20 protein-coding genes are annotated in these 21091 nt (G+C 72.0%); 10 read left to right on the forward strand and 10 right to left on the reverse strand.

What is annotated here, in order from left to right:
* The 3 genes from LZ198_RS43325 to LZ198_RS36915 form a co-directional block, all read right to left on the reverse strand.
* A complete protein-coding gene (locus LZ198_RS43325; RefSeq protein ID WP_267145507.1) occupies positions 1 to 1428 on the reverse strand; it encodes a zf-HC2 domain-containing protein in 1428 nt (475 codons plus the stop codon).
* On the reverse strand, positions 1425 to 1982 hold the full coding sequence (locus LZ198_RS36910; RefSeq protein WP_253976837.1) for an RNA polymerase sigma factor: 558 nt from the start codon (positions 1980 to 1982) through the stop codon (positions 1425 to 1427). The genes LZ198_RS43325 and LZ198_RS36910 overlap by 4 nt, the downstream gene beginning before the upstream one ends.
* Before the next feature lie 180 nt (positions 1983 to 2162).
* On the reverse strand, positions 2163 to 2357 hold the full coding sequence (locus LZ198_RS36915; protein WP_253976838.1) for a hypothetical protein: 195 nt from the start codon (positions 2355 to 2357) through the stop codon (positions 2163 to 2165).
* A 111-nt stretch (positions 2358 to 2468) separates the two neighbouring features.
* Here LZ198_RS36915 and LZ198_RS36920 point away from each other — a divergent pair, with 111 nt between their 5' ends.
* Entirely contained in the window at positions 2469 to 3479 is a 1011-nt protein-coding gene (locus tag LZ198_RS36920; RefSeq protein WP_253976839.1) for a cupin-like domain-containing protein, read from the forward strand.
* Positions 3480 to 3492: 13 nt separating this feature from the next.
* Here LZ198_RS36920 and LZ198_RS36925 read toward each other — a convergent pair whose 3' ends face one another.
* Entirely contained in the window at positions 3493 to 6240 is a 2748-nt protein-coding gene (locus LZ198_RS36925) for a CHAT domain-containing protein (protein ID WP_253976840.1), read from the reverse strand.
* 500 nt (positions 6241 to 6740) lie between these two features.
* Between LZ198_RS36925 and LZ198_RS36930 the strand changes: the two genes are divergently transcribed.
* The gene (locus LZ198_RS36930; protein ID WP_253976841.1) at positions 6741 to 7805 is read left to right on the forward strand and encodes a polysaccharide lyase; all 1065 of its coding nucleotides are present in this window, start codon (positions 6741 to 6743) and stop codon (positions 7803 to 7805) included.
* Between the two features lie 113 nt (positions 7806 to 7918).
* Here the strand turns inward: LZ198_RS36930 and LZ198_RS36935 are convergent, their stop codons facing one another.
* The 3 genes from LZ198_RS36935 to LZ198_RS36945 form a co-directional block, all read right to left on the reverse strand.
* Entirely contained in the window at positions 7919 to 9460 is a 1542-nt protein-coding gene (locus LZ198_RS36935; RefSeq protein ID WP_253976842.1) for a DHA2 family efflux MFS transporter permease subunit, read from the reverse strand.
* Position 9461: 1 nt separating this feature from the next.
* On the reverse strand, positions 9462 to 10712 hold the full coding sequence (locus tag LZ198_RS36940; protein ID WP_253976843.1) for an HlyD family secretion protein: 1251 nt from the start codon (positions 10710 to 10712) through the stop codon (positions 9462 to 9464).
* A 114-nt stretch (positions 10713 to 10826) separates the two neighbouring features.
* Positions 10827 to 11351: a MarR family winged helix-turn-helix transcriptional regulator gene (locus LZ198_RS36945; protein ID WP_253976844.1), complete on the reverse strand. Its 525-nt coding sequence runs from the start codon at positions 11349 to 11351 to the stop codon at positions 10827 to 10829.
* A gap of 192 nt (positions 11352 to 11543) precedes the next feature.
* On the opposite strand from LZ198_RS36945, the gene LZ198_RS36950 reads away from it, so the two are divergent.
* The 5 genes from LZ198_RS36950 to LZ198_RS36970 all read left to right on the forward strand — a co-directional run bounded on the left by LZ198_RS36950 (position 11544) and on the right by LZ198_RS36970 (position 15102).
* Positions 11544 to 11777 carry a hypothetical protein gene (locus LZ198_RS36950; protein ID WP_253976845.1) on the forward strand — a complete coding sequence of 78 codons (234 nt, stop codon included), beginning with the start codon at positions 11544 to 11546 and terminating at the stop codon, positions 11775 to 11777.
* A gap of 35 nt (positions 11778 to 11812) precedes the next feature.
* Complete coding sequence (locus tag LZ198_RS36955; protein WP_253976846.1) at positions 11813 to 12364, forward strand: metal-dependent hydrolase; 552 nt, start codon at positions 11813 to 11815, stop codon at positions 12362 to 12364.
* Positions 12365 to 12616: 252 nt separating this feature from the next.
* Complete coding sequence (cobT, locus tag LZ198_RS36960) at positions 12617 to 13681, forward strand: nicotinate-nucleotide--dimethylbenzimidazole phosphoribosyltransferase (protein WP_253976847.1); 1065 nt, start codon at positions 12617 to 12619, stop codon at positions 13679 to 13681.
* A 46-nt stretch (positions 13682 to 13727) separates the two neighbouring features.
* Entirely contained in the window at positions 13728 to 14471 is a 744-nt protein-coding gene (gene cobS, locus LZ198_RS36965; protein ID WP_253976848.1) for an adenosylcobinamide-GDP ribazoletransferase, read from the forward strand.
* A 10-nt stretch (positions 14472 to 14481) separates the two neighbouring features.
* The gene (locus LZ198_RS36970; RefSeq protein WP_253976849.1) at positions 14482 to 15102 is read left to right on the forward strand and encodes a histidine phosphatase family protein; all 621 of its coding nucleotides are present in this window, start codon (positions 14482 to 14484) and stop codon (positions 15100 to 15102) included.
* A gap of 23 nt (positions 15103 to 15125) precedes the next feature.
* On the opposite strand, the gene LZ198_RS36975 is transcribed toward LZ198_RS36970, so the two are convergent.
* The 3 genes from LZ198_RS36975 to LZ198_RS36985 are packed head-to-tail and all read right to left on the reverse strand — an operon-like array spanning position 15126 to position 17724.
* Entirely contained in the window at positions 15126 to 16067 is a 942-nt protein-coding gene (locus LZ198_RS36975) for a FecCD family ABC transporter permease (RefSeq protein WP_253976850.1), read from the reverse strand.
* Positions 16064 to 16861 carry an ABC transporter ATP-binding protein gene (locus LZ198_RS36980; protein ID WP_253976851.1) on the reverse strand — a complete coding sequence of 266 codons (798 nt, stop codon included), beginning with the start codon at positions 16859 to 16861 and terminating at the stop codon, positions 16064 to 16066. Before LZ198_RS36980 ends, LZ198_RS36975 begins: the two co-directional genes overlap by 4 nt.
* On the reverse strand, positions 16858 to 17724 hold the full coding sequence (locus tag LZ198_RS36985) for an ABC transporter substrate-binding protein (protein ID WP_253976852.1): 867 nt from the start codon (positions 17722 to 17724) through the stop codon (positions 16858 to 16860). The genes LZ198_RS36980 and LZ198_RS36985 overlap by 4 nt, the downstream gene beginning before the upstream one ends.
* 226 nt (positions 17725 to 17950) lie before the next feature.
* On the opposite strand from LZ198_RS36985, the gene LZ198_RS36990 reads away from it, so the two are divergent.
* The 3 genes from LZ198_RS36990 to LZ198_RS37000 all read left to right on the forward strand — a co-directional run bounded on the left by LZ198_RS36990 (position 17951) and on the right by LZ198_RS37000 (position 21090).
* Positions 17951 to 18160 carry a hypothetical protein gene (locus LZ198_RS36990; RefSeq protein ID WP_253976853.1) on the forward strand — a complete coding sequence of 70 codons (210 nt, stop codon included), beginning with the start codon at positions 17951 to 17953 and terminating at the stop codon, positions 18158 to 18160.
* A 99-nt stretch (positions 18161 to 18259) separates the two neighbouring features.
* Positions 18260 to 19741, forward strand: a complete 1482-nt coding sequence (locus tag LZ198_RS36995) for a sensor histidine kinase (RefSeq protein WP_253976854.1) — start codon at positions 18260 to 18262, stop codon at positions 19739 to 19741.
* Positions 19723 to 21090, forward strand: a complete 1368-nt coding sequence (locus tag LZ198_RS37000) for a sigma-54-dependent transcriptional regulator (RefSeq protein ID WP_253976855.1) — start codon at positions 19723 to 19725, stop codon at positions 21088 to 21090. Before LZ198_RS36995 ends, LZ198_RS37000 begins: the two co-directional genes overlap by 19 nt.
* Position 21091: the final 1 nt, after the last annotated feature.

A 21091-nucleotide genomic window follows, 5' to 3' on the forward strand; every position in this document is an offset into this window, starting at 1 on the left:
TCAGTTCAGCTCCATGCACGGGGCGATGTTGCCCAGGCCGTTGCACGTCAGCATCGCGTCCATCAGTTGCTTCTCCGCCTGGGCGGTGTGCCCGGCGGCCAGCTCGCGGCGGATGACCTCCCGCTCGGCGAGCAGGTGCAGCCAGGGGTCCGGCGTGCCCTCGGCGAAGCCGCGCAGCGCGCCCAGCGCCGTGGCGTCCGTCACCGCCGCGCCCGTCTGCACCAGGGCGCCGAAGTAGATGTCGCGCTCACCCGAGCGGCGCAGCATGTCCATGAGCGACGTCGTGTCCTTCTTCGACTCGCTGTGCCGCAGCAGGCCCGCGTACCCCAGCGCCAGCGGGGAGCGCGCCGCGAAGTCCTTTCCGGCCACCTGCCGCACGTAGTCCTGGAGCACCGAGCCGCCGCCAATCGCGTCCAGCTCCCGCGCCAGCGGCAGCAGCGCCAGGGCGCGCTCCTTCGACGTCACCGTGCGGGCCGCCTCGTACAGCGCCGCGCGCGCCACCACCGGCCGCTGCGCCAGTTGCTTCGCGTCCCACGCGCCGTCACCCGAGAGCGTCTGCCAGGCGTCGTTCACCTGCCGCTTCCAACGCACGCGCTCCTCGGCCAACTGCGTGCGCAGCTCCGCCGCCATGCGCCGCGCCTCGTTGCTCCAGCCGTCCTCGCCCAGCGAGGCCACCGTGTCGAAGGACGCCGCCGCCCGGTCCAGCAGGTCGCGCTCGCGCAGCACCAGCGCCCGGTTCCACAGCGCCTGGGAGTGACGCGGGTCCAGGGCCAGCGCGCGGCTGACGAGCCCCAGGGCCTCCTCGTACCGCTGCCGGCTCAACGCCACCACCGCCAGGTCGTTCAGCTTGTCGGCCGAGTCCGGCTCGCGGCCCAGGAAGGCCTCCGCCTGCTGCCAGTCGCCGCGCAGCGCGTACGCCGCCGCGATGCCCCGGAAGTCCTTGCGCTCCTCCAGCTCCGCCAGCGGCCGCAGGGGCAGCATCTCCGACGTCTGGCTGGTGCCGCGCATGGGGCCATAGGGCAGGAAGCGGTCCGCCCGCGGGTGGCTCAGCCGCGCCTCGAAGGTGCGCGTGTCCGCGCTCGCCAGCCAGACCTCGCCCGGAATCTCCGGCGTCGCCTGGAAGCGCAGGAGCCCCACCGCCGCCAGCCCCGCCGCCACCGCCAGCGGCACCGCCACCTGGTACGCGCGCTTGAGGCGCGAGCGCAGCGGCGTCACGTTCTGCGGCAGCGCGTCCGGCTCCGGCTCCGCCACCGCGGCGCCCCCCAGCGCCCGCGAGGCCAGCAGCTCCAGTTGCAGCAGGTCCCTCAACCCCGCCTCACACTCCGCGCACCGCGTGAGGTGCTGGCGGAAGGCCTCCGCGTCCGGCGCGGACAGCTCGCCGTCGACGAAGAGGTGCAGCCGGTTGATGTTGGTGCATGGCGTGTTCATGAGCTCGTTGCCCCCCGCTCCCGGGCCACCGCTACCTGTGGCAGCAGCAAGTCCTTCAGGTCCCTGCGCGCCAGGGTGAGCCAACTGCCCACCGTGCCCACGGGAACGTTGAAATGCTCGGCGATGGCCGTGTAGCGCCTGCCCTCCGCGTGCAGCCGGTAGGCGTCACGCAGGTGCGGCTTCAGCCGCTCCACGGCCTTCTGGAACTCCTCGGTGCTCACCAGCTCCCAGTTCTCCTGGGCCTCCACCTGCGCCGCCGCCTCCTGGACCAGCGCCAGGTGCGGCATGCCCCGCGACTCGGTGCGCTGACGACGGCAGTAGTCCAGGAACCGGTTCGTCATCGTCGTGCACAGCCAGGCCGCCGCCGCGGCCTCCGTCCGCCCCTTGAGCTGTTCGAACTCCTGCATCGCCCGTTCGAACGTCTCCTGGACCAGGTCCTCCGCCTCCAGGCTGGAGCGCGCCGACAGCCGCCGCGCCAGGCCCAGCAGGCTGGGCCGGTGCAGTCGGATGAACGCGTCGAAGCGCCTCCGCTCCCGGTTGAAGAGGTCGGCCATGATGTCCCACACACTCGCACGGCAGGTTTCAGGTCAAAGACGCGAAGCCCCGCCAATCCTTGAGAAGAAAAAAGATCAGCCCCCGGACAAAGCAATGCCCGGAAAGGGTGAAATCCCCGTCCGGGCAACAACGTCGCGGGGTGAGGCGCGGACACCCCACCCCGAGTCAAGCCCGCGGGACTAGCGGGCCAGGGCCGGAGTCGAGGGAGGGGGGAGCGGCTGCCGCTGGCGCTGCACTCCCACGTTGGTGGAGCAATCCACGTAGTTGTTCTTCACGTGGGCCTCCGAGGCGTTGACCTCGGCAACCTGGGGCTTCTGGGACTGCATCGAACCGGGCGTCATGCTCTCCCCCTTGTGCTCGGATACAGGCAGCACGGACAAGTTCCTGGTTGGTGAAATGGAACTGTCGACGTCCTTACCATGACGGGGCCCGAATCCGTGAGAGGGTGGGGGCCAGATTGACTCTCGTTTTTCTTGGATTTCCAAATGCACACGGAAATTTCGCGACTCTCGACGGAGTGGCAGGTCTGGCTGGTGGAGAACCTCTCGCTGGGCGTGACGCGAGAGGACGCGTGCCGGACGCTGATGGGAGCCGGGGTGAGCGAGGAGGTGGCGCGGGAGGAGGTGGCGCGGGTGGAGGCGCACCCGTACTTCCAGGCCTGCCAGCGGGTGGGCCGGCGCTACGGGTGGCTGGAGTCGGTGATGGACGTGTACAGCGAGCTGCACCGCCAGTCCGGCGGGCACGCGACGCTGGAGCGGCGGGAGAAGCTGTCCGCGGACGAGTTCTTCGCGCGCTACTACTTCGGCCACCGGCCGGTGGTGCTCACGGGGATGATGGAGGACTGGCCGGCGATGGGGCGCTGGAGCCTGCCGTACCTGGCCGAGCGCGTGGGCGACGCGGAGGTGGAGGTGATGACGGGGCGCAACGCGAACCCGGACCACGCGCCGGAGTCCGACAAGCACCGCTCGACGATGTCCTTCCGCGCCTACGTGCAGCAGGTGGCGACGGGCGGCGAGACGAACGACTACTACATGGTGCCGCGCAACGAGAACTGGCAGCGCAACGGGCTGGCCCCGCTGCGTGACGAGGTGCGCGCGCCCCGGGGCATCATCGACGAGGGGCTGCGGCCCGACATGATGACGCTCCTGCTGGGCCCGGCGGGCACCGTCACGCCGCTGCACCACGACAACATGAACGTGATGCTGGCGCAGGTGATGGGGCGCAAGCACGTGCGGCTCATCCCCTCCTTCCAGCGCCACCTGATGTACCCGCGCTACGGGACCTTCAGCCACGTGGACGCGGAGCGACCGGACCTGGAGCGCTTCCCGCTGTACGCGGAGACACACCAGGTGGAGGCCGTGCTGGAGCCCGGGGAGCTGGTCTTCATCCCGGTGGGCTGGTGGCACTGGGTGCGCGCGCTCGACGTGAGCGCGTCCGTGACGTTCCACCACTTCCAGGTGCCGAAGAACAACACGTACCTGCCCACGCCCCTCTGAGGGGCGCGGAAGGTCAGTCGGACGTCTCCACCAGCAGCACGTGGTGCGTCCAGCCGTTGCGCGCGTCGCGGGAGAGCCACTTCTGGCGCTCGTCGCGCAGGGCCACGGCGGGCGCGGTGCCGGAGCGGATGCGCTGGCGCACGCCGTCGAAGAAGCGGCCGGCCGCGTCCGGGATGTCCACCGTGGAGGCGAGCACCGCGCGCGCGCCCGCCTGGATGAAGGCCGCCGGCAGGCTGAAGGGCTCGTGCGTGGCGGTGGACGCCAGCCGCCCCGCGCTGCACGCGGCGAGGAACACCAGCGGCGAGCCCGCCAGCTTCTGCTGCCGGACGATGTCCGCGGTGAGCGCGTAGCGGCCGTTGCCCTCCGGGGACAGCACCACCAGCGACGCGTCGGAGATGACCGGGTCGCTGATGCCGTGCGCGTGGATTTCGATCTCCGTCGCGTCCGTCATGCTGGACAGCACGTGCGAGGGCGTGGCCTCCGAACCCGACAGGTGCTCGAGCGCGGTGGGCTCCGGCTCCGAGGACGGCGTCCACGCGGGCAGGCGGGGAAGCTGGAGCAGCGCGGGCGCCTCCACGCTGGAGACGACCAGGCGGCGACCGGCGGGCTTCGCCACAGGGCGCGCCGCGCGCCCCATGCGGAAGCTCCACGGGACGTCCGGCGCGAGCAGGTCCGTGCGCCCGAAGACCGGCGCCCACGCCAGGACGTCCACCTGCGCGCAGCCGCGCAGCGCCTGGCGCAGCCGCTCCGGGACGAGCTGGGCGCTGGACGTCGCGGCGAAGGGCTCCTTGTGGTCGCCCTGGTAGTCCCCCACCACCGCGCCGTCCGCGCCCCGGACCACGGCCACGGAGCGCTCGTTGTGCACGGCGGCGGCCAGCGCGCACTTCGCCGGGGCCTCCGTGCCCAACTGCGCGGCCATCAGCTCCAGGACGCGGGCGAACTGCCCGGTGCGGCCCGCGTCGGTGACGAGCGACGAGTAGCTCAGCGTCCACGCCTCGCGCGCCAGCGTGTCCGTGGGCGGCAGGCGATCCGCCTCCTCGATGGTGCGCAGCAGCATCGCCTGTCCCCCGGCGTTGTCCTGGTCCAGCGCGAAGCGGCCCTCGATGTAGTGCGCGTACACGGCGTCGCCCGGCGTGGGGTTGGTGACGCGCGCGATGTCGAGCACGTGGCGCATCCGCGCCGCGTCCGCCGGGTCCGGCCGGGCGCGCGCCATCTCCGCGAAGGTGGCGCCGTACATCAGGTCCAGGGGCGCCTCCGGACACGCGGCGGCGGCCTCCAGCGAGGCGCGCGCCTCCTGCGGCCGCAGCGCCAGGTAGTGGATGTGCGCCATGTTCACCTGGGGCCAGTAGCAGGGGTTGTTGATGCGCCCCCCGCGCGCGGACCACTCCTGCACGTACGCGAGCGAGCTGGAGAAGTCGCTGCGGTCCCGGGAGATGTGGGCGAGCAGCTCCAGCGCCGTCAGCTCCAGCTCCCACTCCTGGAGCTGGCGCGCCCAGGCCCACGCGGTGCGCGCGTGCTGCTCCGCCTCCGTCAGCCGCCGCAGCTCCGCGTAGAGGATGCCCACGCGGATCTCCAGGTCCACGCACCGGGCGGAGAAGGCGCCCTCGCGGCAGCGCTGGAGCGCGTTGAACAGGCGCTGCTCCGCCTTCCACCATTCGCCGTCCGCCGTCTCCTTGCGGGCCTGCTCGCGCTCCAGGTACAGGCTGAACCACGAGTCCTGTTGGCGCGGACTGCGCGACAGCAGCTCCGGCAGGTAGCGCAGCGTGGCCTTGTTGTGCAGCGCCAGGCCGACGAAGAGGTCGTCCTCGCCCGCGGCGCGCGCGGTGTCCAGGAGCGCGTCCGGCGCGGTGGCGCGGTGGCGCAGCACGTCCGCGTAGCTCTTCGCCAACGACTCGCGCCGGGAGAAGTCGCGCGTGGCCACGTGCCGGACGTAGTCCCCCAGCGCGCTGCCGCCCTGCGTCCGGTCCAGCTCCTGCGCGAGCGGCAGGAGCGCCATCACCCGGTCCTTCGACGGCGCGGCGCGCACCACGTCGTAGAAGTGCTGTCGGACGACGCCCGGGCTCTGCCGCGCCTCCAACAAGGGCAGCGGCGCCTTCGGGTCGTCCATCAGCGCCAGCGTCGCGGCGCGGGCGCCCCGCCACCTGCGGGCCCGCTCCAGCGTCTCCTCCCGCAGCACGAGCGCCTGGCCATGCGCCTCGCGGCTCCAGCCCGGCTCGCCGAGCGCGGCGACCTCGTCGAACGTCTCCGCCGCCTTCATGGACAGGCCCATGTCCCGCAGCACGAGCGCGCGGTTCCACAGGGCCTGCGGATGACGGGGACGCGAGGCCAGCACCCGGTCCAGCAGCCGCAACGCCTGCTCGTGTGAGCCCTTCGCCAGGTACACCGCCGCCAGGTCGCTGTCGCGGTCGGAGGTCGCCGGCATGCGCTCCAGGAAGGAGACCGCCTGGTTCCACTCGCCCTGCAGCCCGTACGCCGCGGCGATGCCCGCCCAGTCACCGGCCTCCTCCAACCGGGCCAGCTCCTTGAGCGGGATGGGCTCCGCGGGGACCGGACAGCCTCCCGCCGAGGTGCGAGGACGATAGCGGTCCGCCTCCGGGTAGGTGAGCCGCGCCTCGATGCGCGCCGAGGCCCTGCGCTCCACCCAGAACTGCGCGTCCACCCCGCTCCCCTTGGATGGCGTCCGGACGAGCAGGACCGCCAGGAAGAGCACGGGCGCCGCCAACGCCAGGACCAGGACCTTGTCGAACGTCGGCTTCCACATGCTGCCCCCTCGGGCGCCACCCCCAAGCAGCCGCCCACGTGTCGGGTTCTACACCAAGCCCCCTGCCGCCGCCGACTTTCGGCGGATTTGAGACACCCTCTGTCGCGTGAGTGGAAGTTCCAGACCACACGTCCGCCTCGTACCAACGGGCGAGTCATCTGGAATTCGAGTCAGGACTTCACCGACTTCCCTTTTGTCTTGGCTCCGCGTCAATGACAGACGTGCCAGACGGCGGCGCGTCGTCAGGCGGCAGGGCGTGCAGGCGCCGTGAAGGCGCGAGTGTTCGGCGAACCCACCCACGACGTCGCGCGCCATCCCCCGGGAATCATTGCGCGCATCGACGAGCGGCGAGCGTGGAGCCAGGCGCCGTCACGTCGCGCGCTCCACCTCGCGTCGGAGCGAGGCCTCGGACGGGTGGGGGTTGGCAGACGGGCTCCAGCGGGAAGTGGCACGCCCGGCCGGGTGTCCCACTGCGCCAACCCGGAATGAAAGGACTCCGTTTGACCGCATCCCTTCGACTCGCCGCCTTGGTGTTGCTGTCCGCTCCCGCGCTCGCGTCCGCGGAAATCGTCTGGAAGGGCGACTTCGAGACCGGGAACACCTCGCAGTTCACGCGCTCGCAGAGCGTCGCCAACAGCCGCCTCCAGGTCGTGACGGACGTGGTGCGCGAGGGGCGCTATGCGCTCAAGGCCACCGTGCGACAGGGCGATGACCCCATCGGCGCCAGCGGCAACCGCAACGAGCTGCTCTACATCAGCGAGGAGAAGGCGGGCTCCACGTACTTCTACAAGTGGAGCACGATGTTCCCGAGCAACTATCCCATCTCGGATGGGTGGCAGGTCTTCACGCAGTGGCACCAGGAGGGCTGCTGCGGCTCGCCGCCGCTGGAGTTCTTCGTGCGCGGGCAGACCATCCACATGCGCGTGGGCGGCGCGGACGGCCCCATCCCCTGGACGACGCCGCTGGCCCGCGGCACCTGGCACGACTTCGTCCTCCAGGTGAAGTGGTCGTCCAACCCGAAGGTCGGCTTCGTGCAGTTGTGGCACAACGGCAAGCTGGTGCTGCCCAAGACGATGGGCGCCACGCAGTTCGGCAGCGAGATGAACTACATGAAGCTCGGCCTGTACCGCGAGGACACCATCCGCCCCGAGGCGAGCGTGTACCACGACGGGTTCACCATGGCGACGTCGCAGGACGACGTGATTCCTCCCGTGACCACGCCGACGCCGACGCCGACTCCGACTCCGGAGACTCCCACGACGGAGACGCCGACCCCCGAGACGCCGACCACGGAGACGCCGACGACCGAGACGCCCACGACCGAGACGCCGACCCCCGAGACGCCCACGACGACGCCTCCGGTCATCACCGTGCCCACGCTGCCCGGCCCCAACACGCCGAGCACGGGCGTGGTGAACGACGACAACCGCGGGGGCTCGGGCGGGGGTTGCAGCGCCAGCGGCGCGGGCGGCACGCCGTTCCTCGCGGCCACGGGGCTGCTGGCCCTGGCGACGCTGCTCGGCCGTCGCCGTCGGTACGCCCGGGCCCACGCCCCCCGGCGCTGACCCGACGACGGCGAGGCGCACGCGCCTCCCCGTCCCTGGAAACACGAAAGCGGGTCCGCTCCACGAGGGCGGACCCGCTTTGCTCGTCCTACGACGGGGTCGTCGTCAGCGGCTCAGTGCGCGCCCTCGACCTTCACCGTGGGGTCGGCGCGGCGCAGCATCACCACCAGCACCAGCGAGCACGCGAAGATGGCCGTGAGCACGGTGAAGTTGGCGTTGAAGGCCCGCACCAGCGCCTGCAGGTTGATGCGCTGACCAATCAGCCCGTAGGCGGCGGCCAGCGGGTCCGCGACCCGCGCGCCCACGGTGGCCTTGATGCCGGCGATCTGCTCCTGCGTCACCTGGCCATACACGTCGACGTGGGACGCGAGCGCCGTGGTGTTCACCTTCGTCAGGCGGTTGAGCGCGCTGCTCATCCACGCCGTGCCGATGGAGCCGCCCAGCTCGCGCGTGAGGTTGAACAAGCCCGCCGCGTTGCCGCGCTGGTCCGGCCTCAGGTTGCTGAGCGCCATCACCGACAGGGGCACGAAGATGAAGCCCATGGAGCAGGCGCGGATGAACACCGGGGAGATGAGCGCCGCCTCGTCCGCCGTGCTGGACAGGTGGCCGTTGGTCCACAGCGACAGGCACATGCCGACGATGCCCACGCCCACCAGCCACCGCCCATCCACCTTCCCGCCGAAGCGACCGATGAGCGGCATCAACGCCAACTGGATGGCGCTGCCCTTGAGGAACACCAACCCGATGTCCAACGCCGAGTAGCGCATCACCGTGCCGCAGAAGAGGCTGAACAGGAACGAGCCTCCGAACAGCGCGGTGCCCACGAGGAAGTTGATGCCGGTGGCGGCCGAATACGAGCGGTTGAGGAACACCCGCAAGTCCACCACCGGCTGGGGTGTCTCCAGTTCGTGGACGACGAAGGTGATGAGCGTCACGCCCGCGAGGATGGCCAGCACGGTGATTTCCATGCTGTCGAACCAGTCCTCGCGCGTGCCCTCCTCCAGCACGAACTGGAGCGAGGCCATGCCCACGGCCAGCAGGGCGATGCCCCACCGGTCCACCTTGTCCATGGACGGCTCGAAGTCCTTCTGCTCGATGTGGCGCCACGCCATGTACGCGGCGAACAGGCCCACCGGCAGGTTGATGAGGAAGATCCAGTGCCAGCTCGCCACCTCGATGAGCATGCCGCCCACCGTGGGGCCGAGCAGCGGCCCCGTCACCGCGCCCAGGCCGAACAGCGCGCCCGCCATGCCGTGCTCCTTGGGCGGATAGCGCGCGAAGAGGATGGCCTGCGACGTGGGGATGATGGCGCCGCCACCCACGCCCTGCAGGATGCGGAAGAGCACCAGCGAGGGCAGGTTCCACGCCAGGCCACACAACACGCTGGCGGCGGTGAAGATGAGGATGGAGGCGGTGAAGTAGCGCCGGAAACCGAACCGGCGCTGGAGCCAGCCCGTCATCGGGATGACCACCACGTTCGCCATCATGTAGCCGGTGGAGACCCAGGCAATCTGGTCCAACGGCGTGCCGAAGCTCGCGCGGATGTCGCTGAGCGCCACGTTGACGATGGAGATGTCCAGCACGGACATCAACGCGGCCGCCATCGCGGCGATGGTGATACCGGTCTTGGAGCCGGTGATGGCATCTCCCTTCACGTCAGCGGCTCCTCGTGTCCACGGTGACGACGGCGCTCATGCCCGGCTTGAGCGGCACGTCCTTCACGTCGTCGAAGCGGATGAGCACGGGGATGCGCTGCACCACCTTGACGAAGTTGCCGGAGGCGTTGTCCGGGGGCAGCAGCGCGAAGCGCGCGCCGCTGGCGCCCGCCAGGCTGTCCACGTGGCCCTTGAAGTGATGGCTGCCGTAGGCGTCCACCTCCACGTCCACCGGCTGGCCCGCCTTCATCTCGCCGACCTGGTCCTCCTTGAAGTTGGCGACGATCCAGACGTCGTCCTGCGGCACCAGCGCCATCAGCGGACGCTCCGGCCCCACCACCTGCCCCACCTCCACCGTGCGGCGGCTCACCACGCCGGAGACCGGCGCGCGCACCTGCGTATAGGAGACGGCCAGCTCCGCCAGCTTCAGCGCCGCCTGGGCCTGCTTCAGCTTCGCGTCCGACAGCTTCACCGCGGCCTCCGCGGCCTGCACCTGCACCGGACCGGACTCGGCCGCGGCCAGCTTGCCCTGCGCGGCCTCCAGGCCACCGGAGGAGCCCTGCACGCCCGCCTCGGTGGAGGACAGCCGCGCGCGCGCCACGTCCAGCGCCGCCTTGGACTGGTCATACGCGGACTGCCGCGCGTCCAGGTCCGCCTGCGTCACCGCGCCCTCCGCCTTGAGCGTCTTCACGCGCGTCAGGTCCGTGTCCGCCAGCTTGAAGCGCGCCTCGGCGGCCACCACGTCCGCGCGCGCCTGGTCCAGCGCCGCCTTCGAGGAGCTGATGCCGCTGCTCGCCTGCGTCACGCCGCCGCGCGCCTGGCGCAGGTTGGCCCCCGCGTTGACCTCCGTGAGCGCCAGTTGGGAGCGCGCGTTCGCCGCCTGGGCCTCCGCGCTCAGCACGTCCGCGCGCGCGACGTCCAGCTTCGCCTCCAGGTCGGTCGCGTCCAGCGCCACCAGCACGTCGCCGGCCTTCACCTGCTGGTTGTCGCTCACCAGCACCTTGGCCACCTGGCCGGAGACGCGCGGCGACACGTTGGCGATGCGCCCCTCCACCTGGGCGTCGTCCGTCGACTCGTGGCCGTGCGTCACCAGCCAGCGGGCACCCGCCCCCACCGCCGCCACGGCCAGCAGCGCGGGGAACACCTTCTTGGCCCGCGAGGAGCGGGGCGCGGCCGGTGTCTTCACCGCGGAGGGTGCGTTCTTCGAGGACTCGGCTTCCGGAACATCCAGGGAGGGGGCGGCAGTGCTCATGGGCTTCGACTCGGATGGTTCAGACAGTGAATGATTTGGGGGCTAACCACCGGGCCGTGACGGGTTCATCCGCCAGGGCCGGCAGCCAGGGTTCGTTCAGGAAGAGGGGAGGGACTACGGCTCCAGGAAGGAGGGCAGGCGGCCGCTGACCTTGGTCAGCAGCTCACGCAAGGTGGTGCGCTCGGTCTCGTCGAGGTCCGACATGAGCGTGGCGACGCGGCTGAAGTGCTCGGGGAGGAGGTCCTCGAGCAGGCGCTGGGCCTTGGGCGTCAGGTGCACCGTGTACATGCGCCGGTCCTCGGGGTGGTCCTGACGCGAGATGAGGCCGTCCTTCTCCAGCGTGTCCAGCAGGCCCGTCATGGTGGCCCGGCTCACGCACGAGTTCTCCGCCAGCTCCGCGGGCGTCAGGCCCTGGTCCCCCTCGCTCTCCAGCGAGGAGAACAGGCGGATGAGGACGGTGAAGCGCCCGGAGGACAGCCCGTGGCGCGACATCCGCGCCTCGTAGGCTCCCGCCAGCTCGTTCGACAGCCGCAGGAGCGCGACGCACGACTCGATGGCGGTCGCGTCCAACTGGGGGAAGCGACGGGCCAGGCGCTGCAGCCGCTCGTAGCGGGTGATGGGAGGGGCACTCACACTCATGATGGATGCACAGGCGAAATGATGACGCCTTCAACTCGTAAGGCCCCTAATCACCGCGCGCAACCGAAATGTGCGGGAGCGACGCGGAAAACTCCAGCCTTCATCGAGCGGGCGGGCGCTCCGGGGCGCCCTCGCTTCCGAGTCTCTCTGAGACCTCCGCTTCCGGCCCGTGCCTCGCGTTAGAACAGGGGCATGCTGGACGTGAAGGACGCCACGGTGCAGGCGGCGCTCCGCCAGGCGTGCGAGGAGGCCGGGCTGCCGGACTCGCTTCGAGGCTGCGTCTACCCGCTGCTCAGGGACCCGGAGGGCGAGTGGCCCCCGTGCTGTGGGGGTGGCTGCATGCCGTGCGCGGCGACGCTGGCCGACGTGGCGGTGCGAACGTTGGAGCTCCTGGGAACGCCCCGCCGCGCCCCCGTGGAGGATTAGCGGGCCCTGGAGGGGCGGCGTAGGCTCGTGGCTCCATGAGCCCCATCGTCCATGCGGAGCTGTCGTGGCTGGTCAGCCAGGGGTTGCGCGAGCGCCGGGACCGCGTCCTCGTCACCTGCGCGGGGCTGGCGCCGGACCTGGACGGGCTGACGCTGCTGGGGGGCGAGGAGTGGTACGCGCGCTATCACCACGTCCTCTTCCACGGCTACGTGGGCGCGCTCGTCACGGTCGCCGCCTGCGCGGCGCTGGCCCGGCAGCGGCTGCGCGTGGCGGTGCTCGCGCTGGGGACGTTCCACCTGCACCTGCTCTGTGACCTGGCGGGGAGCGGCCCCGGGTGGCCCATCCACTACTGGTGGCCCACGAGCATGCGGGACTGGTTCTGGGACGGACAATGGAACCTGTCGTCCTGGCAGAACGCCGTCATCGGCCTCGTCGCCACGCTGGCGTGCCTGGCGTGCGCGCTCGTCTGGCGGCGCACCGTCGTGGAGCTGTTCTCCTCGCGCTGGGACGTGGAGGTCACCCGCGTGTTGCGGCGCAGGTTCCTCGGAGAGACGAGCGCGCCGGGCGACGCCTCCACCGGACGCTGAGCACCGGACCCCCGTCCTCGTCCCGTTGATACATCCGTCCGGATGTGACGATGTCTCAGGTCTTCTCCGGGAGGCGCGCGGCGGCTGCCAAGGGATTTCTCCCGTGCCGGCACGGGAGGGTGGAGTCCGCGTCGGGGAGACGCCGCGCCGGCTGTCCACCAGCAAGCACCCCGCGACCCGTGTCGCGAAGCCGTTGATTCATGACACACCGCGCGCCTAGCTTGGCGCGGTTTCCCGCGCTGGGGGCGGTTCATGCCTGCATACCGTGACGTGCTCGTCAGGATTCCCGAGCCAGACATCGACGCCGGGCGGAAGTGTCAGGCGCTGCTGGACTTGAAGACGAAGCCCCAGGGCAGCCTGGGCCGCCTGGAGGAGCTGGCGTGTCAGTGGGCCGCGCTGCGCGGAGAGCCTGCGCCCGACCTGCCCCGCAAGGGCCTGGTGGTGATGGCGGCCGACCACGGCGTCACCGAGGAGGGCGTGAGCGCCTATCCGTCGGAGGTCACCGGGCAGATGGTGGCCAACTTCGCCCGGGGTGGCGCCGCCATCAACGTGCTGGCACGCCAGCACGACGTGCGCGTGCAGGTCGTCGACATGGGCGTGCGCAACCCGGTGGAGGGGCTGGAGGGCGTGCGCGTCCACCGCCAGGGCCCCGGCACGTCGAACTTCACGCGCGGGCCGGCCATGTCTCGGCGCGCGGCGGAGGAGGCGCTGAGCGTGGGCGCGCTGCTCGCGCAGGAGCTGGCGGACGACGGCATCACCCTGTTGGGGTTGGGGGAGATGGGCATCGGCAACACCACGGCGTCGGCCGCGCTGACGTGTGTGCTCGCCGGCGTGGCGCCGGACGTGGCCACCGGACGTGGCACGGGCGTGGACGACGCGGGCATGGTGCGCAAGGTGGACGCCGTGCGCCGGGCGCTGGAGGTGAACCAGCCGGACGCGGCGGACCCGCTGGACGCGCTCGCCAAGGTGGGCGGCTTCGAGATCGCGGGGCTCGCGGGCGTGGCGCTGGGGGCCGCGGCGCGGCGGGTGCCGGTGGTGCTGGATGGGTTCATCTCCTCCGTGGCGGGGCTGGTGGCCGCGCGGCTGTGTCCCCGGGTGACGCCCTTCCTCCTCTCCAGCCACATCTCGCGGGAGATTGGCCACCGGCGGGTGCTGGAGGCGCTCAAGCAGCGCCCGCTGCTCGACCTCAACCTGCGGCTGGGCGAGGGCACCGGCGCGGTGCTCGCCATGGGGCTGATGGACAGCAGCCTGCGCATCCTCCACGAGATGGCGACGTTCTCGTCCGCGGGCGTCACGGAGAAGACGCGGCGGCGCTGACGCTCGCGCCCTTGACGGAAACGTGGCAGGAGGTGCTTCCAACGACATGCAGCGCCTCTTCGCCGGCATCGCCTTCCTCAGCCGCATCCCCGTGCCCGGCGCCGCGAGCTTCGACGCGGCCGACGTGGGCCGCTCCACGCTGTGCTTCCCCGTGGTGGGCGCGCTGCTGGCCCTGGTGCTCGTGGGCGTGCGCCACGCCGTCTACCCGCTGCTGCCCTCCACCGTCGCGGCGTTCCTGCTGCTCGGCGTGTTGGCCCTGCTCACGGGCGCGCTGCACCTGGACGGGCTGGCGGACATGGCGGACGGCTTCGGCGGCGGGCGCACGAAGGAGGACGTGCTGCGCATCATGCGCGACCACGTCATCGGCGCGTATGGCGGCGTGGCCCTGCTCTTCGTCGTGGGCCTGAAGGTCAGCGCGCTCGCGGCGCTCCTGGAGCGGGGACAGGCGGACACGGCCCTGCTGGTGGCGCTGGTGCTGGGACGGTGGGCCTCCGTGCCCATGGGGTGGCTCCTGCCGTATGCGCGCCGCTCCGCCGGAGGGCTGGGCATGGCCATCACCGACCACGTCGGGCGCGTCGAGGTGTTCGGCGCCACGCTGGTGGCGGCGGGCGTCGCGGTGGGGCTCCTGGGCTGGAGGGGTGGCGTCGCGCTGGGGGCGGTGGCGTGCGCCTCCGCGCTCCAGGGGCTGTGGTGCATGCGGAAGATCGACGGCATCACCGGCGACACCCTGGGCGCCAACACCGAGGTCTGCGAGGCGCTGGTGTTCGTGCTGGTGCTGGCGTTGGGCTGAAGGGGCCGACATGGACTGGAGACTTCCGGGCGGCGTGACGCGCGTGGTGCTGGTGCGGCACGGCAAGCCCTCCGAGGAGATGAAGGGCCGCTGCTACGGCCGGCTCGACGTGGGCCTCGCGCCGGAGGGCCATGTCCAGGCCACCCGCGCCGCGAAGCTGCTCGCGGACGTGGCGTTCACCGCGCTCTACGCGAGCCCCCGGCTGCGCGCGCTCGACACCGCGCGCCCCATCGCCGAGGGCCGAGGCGTGGACGTGACGGTCGACGAGGCGTTCCGCGAAATCGACTTCGGCCTCTTCGAGGGCCTCACCTACGAGGAGGCGGAGCGGCGCTTCCCCGCGCTGTACGCGGAGTGGATGGCGCACCCCGAGCAGGTCCGCTTCCCCCAGGGCGAGACGTTCTCCGAGATGCGCGAGCGCGTGCGCGCGGGAGGCCGGGCCCTGCGAGCCAGACACCCGGGCCAGTGCTTCGCGCTCGTGTCCCACGGCGGCGTCAACCGGACGCTGCTCGCGGAGGCGCTGGGCATGGCGGACGCGAACCTCTTCCGGCTCGACCAGGTGCACGCGGCGGTGAACGTCATCGACTACTACGGCGACTCGCCCGTGGTGAAGCTGATGAACCTCCAGCCCTGACGCCGGCGCGCGCGGCGTCCCCCTCAGGTGGACCTGCGCGCCACGAGGTACACGAGCAGCGGCGCGCCCAGCGCCGCCGTCACCAGGCCCACGGGCGGCTCGCGCCCCGGGAACACGACGCGCGTCCCCGCGTCGCAGAGCACCAGGAAGGCCGCGCCCACCACCACGGAGCACGGCAGCAGCACGCGCCGGCTCACGCCCAGCACGCGCCGGACGATGTGCGGGACGATGAGCTCCACGAAGGCGATGGGGCCACACCACGCGACACAGCCCGCCACGCCCAGCGCGCCCAGGCCGATGGCCACCATCCGCACCCGGCGCACGTCCACGCCCTGCGATTCGGCGTGCTCCTCGCCGGCGATGAACACCTCCAGCGCCCGGGTGAGCGCGAGCAACCCCACCACCGTCACGACGACGACGGGCAACAGCAGCACCACGCCCTGGTAGCCCACCTGGGGCAGGTGCCCCATCGTCCAGCGCGTGGCCGCGAGCAGCTCCGCCGCGTCCGCGGAGTACTGCACCCCCGTGGAGATGGCGCCCGCGCCCATGGAGAAGGCGATGCCCGCGAGCACCAGGTCGTTCATGCGCACCGCGCGCCCGGCCGCGATGGCCGCCACCGCGAGGCTCACCCCGAGCGCCCCCGCGAACGCGGCCGCGGCGACCAGGGGCAGCCCCCACACCGCCGCGCGCGCGCCCAGCACGATGGCCACCAGCGCCCCGAGCGTGGCCCCCGCCGTCGTCCCCACCGTGCTCGGCGCCGCCAGCGGGTTGGCGAAGAGGGACTGGTACACCGCTCCCACCAGCGACAACGTGCCGCCCACCAGCAGCGCCATCAACGTCCTCGGCACGCGCAACTGCCAGAGGATGAAGTCGCGCGCGTCGTCCGGCATGGCCGGGCCGACGAACGGCGCCACGACCAGCACCGCCGCGCACAGCACCATCGTCGCCACGAGCCGCGTCCTCATGCCCCGCTCCGCTCCACCGGCAGGCCCACGAAGACGCGCCGCCCCTCCACCCGCACATCGCCCATGCGCACGCCGAACACCCGCCCCAGCTCCGCGCCCAGCTCCGGCGCGTCGTAGTGCGACTCGAACGCCACCCGCCCGCCCGCCAACCCCACGACGCGGAGGCGCCCCGCCGCGCCCGGCTCCAGCGCGTGGGCCAGCACGTTGATGTCATGGGTGATGCACAACACACCCTTCCCCGCGCGCCACAGCCGCCCCACCAGCGCGTACAGCTCCAGTTGCTGCGCCGGGTCCAGGAAGTTGGCCGGTTCATCCAGGAGCACCCACGGCGCCTCCTGCGCCAGCAGCGCCGCCACCGCGACGCGCTGCTGCTCGCCGCCCGACAGCTCCGTGACGGGCCGCGCCGCGAGCGCCTCCGCCTGCACGCGCGAGAGCGCCTCGCGCGCCGCCTCCTCCGAGCGCCGCCGCGGCTCCTGGAAGCGGTAGCGCGCCGCCGCCACGTGCTCCAGCGCGGTGATGGGCTCCGACACCTGCACCCGCTGCGGCAGCCACGCGACGAACGCCGCGCGCTCCCGGGGCGACAGCGCGGACACGTCGCGTCCCCGCACCGTCGCGCGCCCCGCGTCGGGCCGCTGCAGCCCGAGCGCCACGCGCATCAGCGTCGTCTTGCCCGCGCCGTTGGGCCCCACCACGGCCACGAAGTCCCCCGGCGCCACGCGCAGCGAAACGTCGTCCAGGAGGACGCGCCCGCCCTTGCGCACCGTCGCGCCGGACACCTCGAGCAGCGCGCTCATGGGTGCTTCGCGGTGGAGCGCAGCGCCGCGCGCAGCTTGTCCACCACGTCGAGGATGCGCGGCCCGGTGGACTGCACGTCCGCTCCGGAGAGCACGCGCACCCGGTCCTCCTTCACCGCGCGCAGCACCGCGAGCTTCTTCCAGGCCTCCAGGTGGCGCGCCTCCTCCTCGGGAGACAGGGCCTTGCCCGCCACCAGGACGAGGATGACGTCCGGGTCCAGCGTCATCAGCCGCTCCACGGGCAGGTTGGGCGGGCCCGGCACGTCCTCCGCGACGGCGTTGCGCGCGCCGGCCGCCTCGAGCGCCGCGCCGTGCAACGAGCCCTTGCGGATGTACCAGATGCTCGACAGCGAGCCCTCCGGGTCCCCCAGCGCCAGCAGCACGCGCGGCCCGTCTGCCGGCGCGGCCCGGCCGAGCGTCGACTCCACGCGCGACGCCAGCGTCCCCGCCTCCGCCTCGCGCCCCGTCACCCGCCCCAGCTCCCGGATGCTGCCGGCCACGTCCGCCACCGTCAGCCACGGCAGCACCTTCAGCGGGGCCAGCGCCGTCAGCGACTCCGCCGGGGCCTGCTTCACCTTCTCGTCCAGGATGAGCGTGGGCTTGAGCCGCGCGATGGCCTCGTACTGCGGGGTCAGCGTGGAGCCCACCCGCGGCACCGTGGCCACCGCCGGTGGCCAGTCCGCGTAGTCCGTCACGCCCACCACCTGGTCCCCCGCGCCCAGGGCATAGAGCGTCTCGGAGATGCCCGGCGACAGCGCGACGATGCGGCGGGCGCCCGGCTCCGGGGCGGACGGGGAGCGCTGACAGCCCGAGGACAGCGTCAGCGCGAGGACCAGTGGCAGGAAGGAGCGCAGGTCGGGCATGGGCGCACCCAACCTACCAGGGGAACCCGCGAGGTCCACCGCCCTTCCGGGGGCACATTGCCTCGACGGGGCATTGTGCCCCAGCGCGCCCGGGGCATCGCGCCCCTCGCGGCGGGGGGCTCCAGAGTGGAGCGCTCCGCCTGGAGCCCCTGGCACGGCGGATGCTCATGCCCGGATGCGTGACCGGAGACGACTCCTCCCGGGCACGGAACGGAGAAGTAGACCCATGAAGCGTACCCTGACCCTGGCCGCCAGCCTCTCCCTGCTCTCGATGAGCGCGTTTGCCGCGACGAACAAGACCCCGACGGCGACGGCGACGCAGAAGCCCGCCGCCGAGGCGCCGGCCAAGCCCGCGGGCAAGGCCAAGAACACCAAGGAGCATGCGGCCCACGCGAAGGGCGCCCAGACGCCCGCCAAGGACTCCGCCACGCACTGATCCGTTTCGAGCAGCACTCGCGGTACGTTGTGAGTAACTCCTTCCGGTCCAGGCGCCCCGACCCCTCCCACGCCTGGACCGGAACAGCCTCGACCGACCGTGAGACTCGCACGCAAGTTCACCCTCGCCCTCGTCCTGCTCGCCGTGGCGGTCATCGCCGGGCTGCAGGTCATCCAGGTCCGCCGAGAGCTGGAACGCTCCGCGCTGGACATGCAGCACGACCACCGGCTGCTCGGCCACACGCTCGCCGGCGCCATCGCCCAGGCCTGGCAGCTGGCGGGTGAGCGAGAGGCCCTCACCCTGCTCAACCAGTCCAACCGCTACCAGGAGCAGGTCCACCTGCGCTGGGTCTGGCTGGACGGAGGGCCGGGCACGCCGTCGCTGGTGGGATTCCCGCCGCGACTGCTCGCCACGCTCCGCCAGGGCCAGGACGGCTCCATGGTGGACCCGACGCCAGACCCGGGCTTCCTGCACTCGTACACGCCGGTCTTCATCGGCCCCCGGTTCGGCGCCATCGAAATCACCGAGTCGCTGGGCGAGGAGCGCCAGCACGTCTTCGTCACGGTGGTGGGCACCATCGTCGCGACGGGGGCCATCACCCTCGCCTTCCTCGTCACCGCCATGGCCATGGGCCGCCGGCTCGTCGGCGAGCCGGTGGACCAGCTCGTCCAGCTCGCGGCGCGCATCGGCCAGGGGGACCTGTCCGCGCGCGTGCAGCTTCCCCGGCAGCGCCGGGGCGACGAGCTGACCATGCTGGCGGACGCGATGAACCGCATGGGTGAGCACCTGGAGGAGACCCGCGCGCGGCTGGCGACGGAGACCGCCGCGCGCCTGTCCGCCGTGGAGCACCTGCGGCACGCGGACCGGCTCACCACCGTGGGCAAGCTGGCCTCCGGCGTGGCGCACGAGCTGGGCACGCCGCTCAACGTCGTCATGGGCCGCTCGAAGATGATTTCGTCCGGCGAGGCCGAGGGCGAGGAGGTGGTCGAGTGCGCCAACATCATCGGCCAGCAGGCCCAGCACATGACGCGCATCATCCGCCAGCTGCTCGACTTCGCGCGGCGGCGCGCGCCCCACCGGGCCCCCGAGGACGTCCACGAGCTGGTGACGCGCTCGCTGAGCCTCTTGCGCCCCATGGCCTCCAAGAAGAGCATCACCCTGGAGGACACGGTGCCCCCGGGAGTCATGCTGGAAGTGGACGGCGGCCAGGTGCAGCAGGTGCTGACCAACCTGGTGATGAACGCGCTGCAGGCCATGGAGAAGCCGGGCACGGTGCGCGTGCGGGCGACCCCCGAGCGCGTCGCGCCCCCCGGGGACGTGGGCGGCCCCGTGGGCGACTACGTCCGGGTGGACGTGGAGGACGAGGGCTCCGGGATTCCCGCGAACGTGCTGGCCCACGTCTTCGAGCCCTTCTTCACCACCAAGGACGTGGGCGAGGGCACCGGGCTGGGGCTGTCCGTGTCCTATGGTCTGGTGAGGGACCATGGCGGCTGGATTGCCGTGCGCTCGGAGCCCGGACGCGGTAGCTGCTTCTCCATCTACCTGCCGAGCGGAGGAACGACATGCCAGGCCGCGTCCTGATGGTCGAGGACGAGCGCGAGATGCGCGCCATGCTGGAGAAGGGGCTGACGCGCCGGGGCTACACGCCGGTGGCGCTCGCATCCGCGAGCGACGCGCTGGCCCGGCTGGCGGAAGAGGACTTCGACGTGGTGCTGACGGACCTGCGCATGCCGGGCATGGACGGCCTGGCCCTGTGCGAGCGCATCGTCCTCAACCGCCCGGACATCCCGGTGGTGGTGGTGACGGCCTTCGGCAGCCTGGAGACGGCGGTGGCCGCCATCCGCGCGGGCGCGTACGACTTCGTCACCAAGCCCATCGACGTGGACGCGCTGTCGCTGGTGCTGGAGCGCGCGGTGCAGCACCGCGCCCTGCGCGAGGAGGTGCGCCGGCTGCGCCAGCAGCTGGGGCGCCAGCAGGACAATGGCTCCATCGTCGGAGAGAGCTCCGCCATGCAGCAGGCCTACGCCCTCATCGACCGGGTGGCGGACCTGGACTCCACGGTGCTCATCACCGGCGAGAGCGGCACCGGCAAGGAGGTGGCCGCCCGCGCGGTGCACGTCCGGGGGCGGCGCGCGGCGGGGCCCTTCGTGGCCATCAACTGCGCGGCCATGCCGGAGGCGCTGCTGGAGAGCGAGCTGTTCGGCCACGCCAAGGGCGCCTTCACCGACGCCAAGGCCGCGCGCACCGGCCTGTTCGTCCAGGCGCACGGGGGTACCCTCTTCCTGGACGAGGTGGGCGAGCTGCCCCTCACGCTCCAGCCCAAGCTCCTGCGCGCGCTCCAGGAGCGCACGGTGCGGCCGGTGGGCGGGGACACGGAGGTGCCGTTCGACGCGCGCATCGTCGCGGCGACCAACCGCGACCTGGAGCTGGCCGTGGAGGAGGACCGGTTCCGCGAGGACCTGTACTACCGGCTCAACGTCATCGGCGTGGAGCTGCCGCCCCTGCGCGCGCGCGGCAACGACGTGCTGCTCCTGTCCCAGCGCTTCATCGAGCAGTTCGCCGCGCGCAACAACAAGCGCGTGGTGGGCCTGTCCCCCGCGGCGGCGCAGCGGCTGCTCGCCTACGGGTGGCCGGGCAACGTGCGCGAGCTGCAGAACTGCATCGAGCGCGCGGTGGCGCTGACGTCCTTCGAGCAGCTCACGGTGGACGACCTGCCCGAGCGCATCCGCAACTACAGCCAGCCCAAGGTGGTGCCGGAGAACACGGACCCGTCGGAGCTGGTGACGCTGGAGGAGCTGGAGCGGCGCTACATCCACCGCGTGCTGGACACGGTGGGAGGCAGCCGCACGCTCGCCGCGCGCATCCTCGGCGTGGACCGCAAGACGCTCTACCGCAAGCTGGAGCGCGACGACGAGGCGAAGAAGGCCTGAG

The organism is Myxococcus dinghuensis (genome assembly GCF_024198235.1).
GTDB lineage: Bacteria > Myxococcota > Myxococcia > Myxococcales > Myxococcaceae > Myxococcus > Myxococcus dinghuensis.